Origin of the sequence: Lwoffella lincolnii (genome assembly GCF_002014765.1) — a bacterium.
In the GTDB taxonomy this organism is placed as follows: Bacteria; Pseudomonadota; Gammaproteobacteria; order Pseudomonadales; family Moraxellaceae; genus Psychrobacter; species Psychrobacter lincolnii.
In genome coordinates this window covers 1-2875 of record NZ_MUYT01000025.1, presented here as the reverse complement: position 1 = coordinate 2875, position 2875 = coordinate 1, and the positions used below count along the sequence as shown (strand labels likewise).

General features: G+C 35.8%; 3 protein-coding genes and 1 pseudogene. 1 reads left to right on the top strand and 3 read right to left on the bottom strand.

What is annotated here, in order from left to right:
* Positions 1-115, bottom strand: a pseudogene (locus B0682_RS09695) (IS701 family transposase); the annotation flags it as partial.
* A 66-nt stretch (positions 116-181) separates the two neighbouring features.
* On the opposite strand from B0682_RS09695, the gene B0682_RS09275 reads away from it, so the two are divergent.
* Entirely contained in the window at positions 182-889 is a 708-nt protein-coding gene (locus B0682_RS09275) for a glutathione S-transferase (RefSeq protein WP_078308451.1), read from the top strand.
* A gap of 58 nt (positions 890-947) precedes the next feature.
* On the opposite strand, the gene B0682_RS09270 is transcribed toward B0682_RS09275, so the two are convergent.
* Positions 948-2261 carry a hypothetical protein gene (locus B0682_RS09270; protein WP_143823366.1) on the bottom strand — a complete coding sequence of 438 codons (1314 nt, stop codon included), beginning with the start codon at positions 2259-2261 and terminating at the stop codon, positions 948-950.
* Positions 2254-2817 (bottom strand): hypothetical protein, encoded by a 564-nt coding sequence (locus tag B0682_RS09265; protein ID WP_143823365.1) that lies wholly within the window; start codon positions 2815-2817, stop codon positions 2254-2256. Before B0682_RS09265 ends, B0682_RS09270 begins: the two co-directional genes overlap by 8 nt.
* Positions 2818-2875: the final 58 nt, after the last annotated feature.

The window sequence follows — 2875 nt, the reverse complement described above, 5'->3', positions numbered from 1 at the left end:
GGTCGTGGCTTATTTCTTCAAGATGATGCTTGGCATAGTGGGTAAGTGTGTAGTTATTTTGGCTTACCAGTAAGTATTGGCAGTAGTCTAGTCGGGTGATGGCTTTTGCTTGCATTCTTTTATGCTACTATATTTTAATCCGCTTACGCAAATTTATTGGTTTTGCGTAAGTCCTATTTTTATGTCAAAACTACATTTACATCATTTACAAAGTTCTCGCTCTTTTCGTATCATTTGGCTACTAGAAGAGTTAAATTTAACTTATCAATTAACCACGTATGAGCGTGTCAATGGTCTTGCTCCCAAAGCCCTGCAACAGGTTCACCCAATGGGAAAAGCCCCCATTTTACAAGATGGTGATAAGACATTGATTGAATCTGCCATCATGATTGAATATTTGATTGATAATTATGATGCCAAAGGTGAGCAAAATCCTGAACTCATCGCCCAAATGGTGCTAAATAAACAATTTCGCCCAGATTATGGCACGCCTGCTTATGAAGATTATCGCTATTGGTTGCATTTTACCGAAAGTTCACTCATGCCTTTGTTAATTATTCGGCTTTTGTTTGGCAAAATGATTAAAAAATCACCGATTGGTATCAAACAAGTTGCCAAACTGCTCAAAAAAGGCGTGAACGAATCGTATGTAAATAAAACCCTTGAAGCAGAACTCAATATGTTAGACAAACATTTGTCAAGCAATGATTGGTTGGCAGGTTCGCAGTTTACAGGGGCGGATATTCAGCTTGAATTTGCGATTAATGCAATGAAAACCACACGCCAACTTGAGCCACGTTTTGCCAATATTCATAATTGGTTAAAACGCTGTCATGCTCGTCCTGCTTACCAAAAAGCCATCGCAAAAGCAGGTGAAAATCGGTTTTGATGATGAAGTTTAAAAAAAGCAATCTTGTTAGGATTGCTTTTCTTGTATTATCATCATTTTATTCAACTTTTGCGTGATAATTGCCCATATCATCTTTTGATACATGGACATTGGCAATAAAGTGAGTTGGGTTATCTTCTGTTGATTCACCCATTACAGCACTTTTGGTCAAAACAACGCCTTGTTTATTGGTGGCGATTTGGACTGTGGCAGTACGTCCATCAGCTCGGTTATAGTTTGCAAGTTTAATTGTATAAGTACCTTCTTGGAGTTTGGTTTTATCGCAACTTGCAAAATAATGTTCTGGACCAAAACCGTGCGTATTATCCACATCAAGATAGCCTGATTTACCTTGCATATTACGATAGAATACTTGCATATTGGGTTCAAATGTGTGTAAATCTACATCACCAGTACCATTCCATGTTAATGTTGTTGTGAAAAAGCCAGAAGATGCTTGAGCCACAGGTTTTTGTAACGTATTAAAAGAAGTATTTACATAATCGGCTATTTTGACAGAGGTTATTAAACTTTTATTTAAATAAATTTCCAATAGTCCATGTCCTAAAAAATCTTTTTTCCCATTCAATCCTGCAGGTCTCAGTAAGAATGTCGGAATTACATCAGTAACTGGTGGAACAGAGCCTACCAATCTTAAACCATTAATCACGTAGTCTTTATCAGCCAACACATGATTTCCATTGAGTGTTGGCGATGCAGGAGCAACATGTATGATATGTACGGAAGATGCGTCCATTTTTGTTCTTGCATATTGATAGGCAGAATTGGCAAATAAATTTCCTTGAGAATGGGCAAAAAATAACACTTTATAACCCTCTAATGCCCATGTGTCAATTCTAGATTGATGTTCCTTATAGTCTTCTAATGTTGGTGGATTACCGAATAGCGTTGTAAGTTTTTGAGCCATCCATACTTTTTGTCTGTCTTTAAAGGCAATAAAAATATCTGTTAGATTTGGTACAGCTTTTTTAATTTTATCTAAAAAAGTACCTTCATCACGTAGAGCTTCAAAAAATAATTCAAATCTACCCTTTAAGGCAATATCTTGCTCAAGTAATCTTTGTTCAAATACTTCTACAAAATCTGAAAAACCGTTTGTTTGATTGTAAAGTAGCTCGTATCTGATAGCTTCACCTTTTGGTGTTGTATTACCATATAAGTATTTCATATGATTTAAATTGATACGAGCTTGACGTGATGTGGTTTGAACGCCATTTAAAAACCCAAATATTATCCCTTGTGATTGGCAAATATTATTTTCTGGTGATATAGTTTCTGCATATACCACAGGTGTAAACAAATAAGTATTGATAAAAAATACTAAACCAAATGTTGCTGTTCTTTTATTCATAACAATCTCCTTTTGGGTCGGTTAGAGCGTGAACTGTGCCATCTAATGCTTTATCATACGCTAGATAGGCAAGTAATCTCTCTTTTGTGTTTGTTGTGAGAGATTCTATTTGATCAAGAATATCAAGATCAAAACTTGGGTTAATGCTATTCATGTAAAAAGCACAGTCTATGCCTTTTCCTATTTCTAAAGAAAGTTTTTTTGCTTCAAGCCGTCTTGTTTCTTCATCAGCTATCATACCGACAGTCAGCGATTTTTGCATGGCTTTTGCCATATTTTCTACTGCTTTTTTTTGTGCAGGGTCTGTATATTTTTTTGCGATATACGCATCAATATCATCACGAATGCCATTATTATTGCTATCTGTGCCTAACAATGTATTGGTTCGGTCAAGATGGTCTTGATTATCCACTTTGTCTTTCTCCTTATCATTGTTTGGTAAGTCCATTGTTGGTGGATTTGGTTCTGTCTGCGGTGGGGATGGATGGTTAGAGTTGCTTTGCGTACAGGCTGTGAGCAAACTAATACTAAGCAAAATAATCATAAAACTTCTCATAAAAACTCCTTTATTATATATTTAGATAAATAAATAGAACTTACGCAAACACAACCGA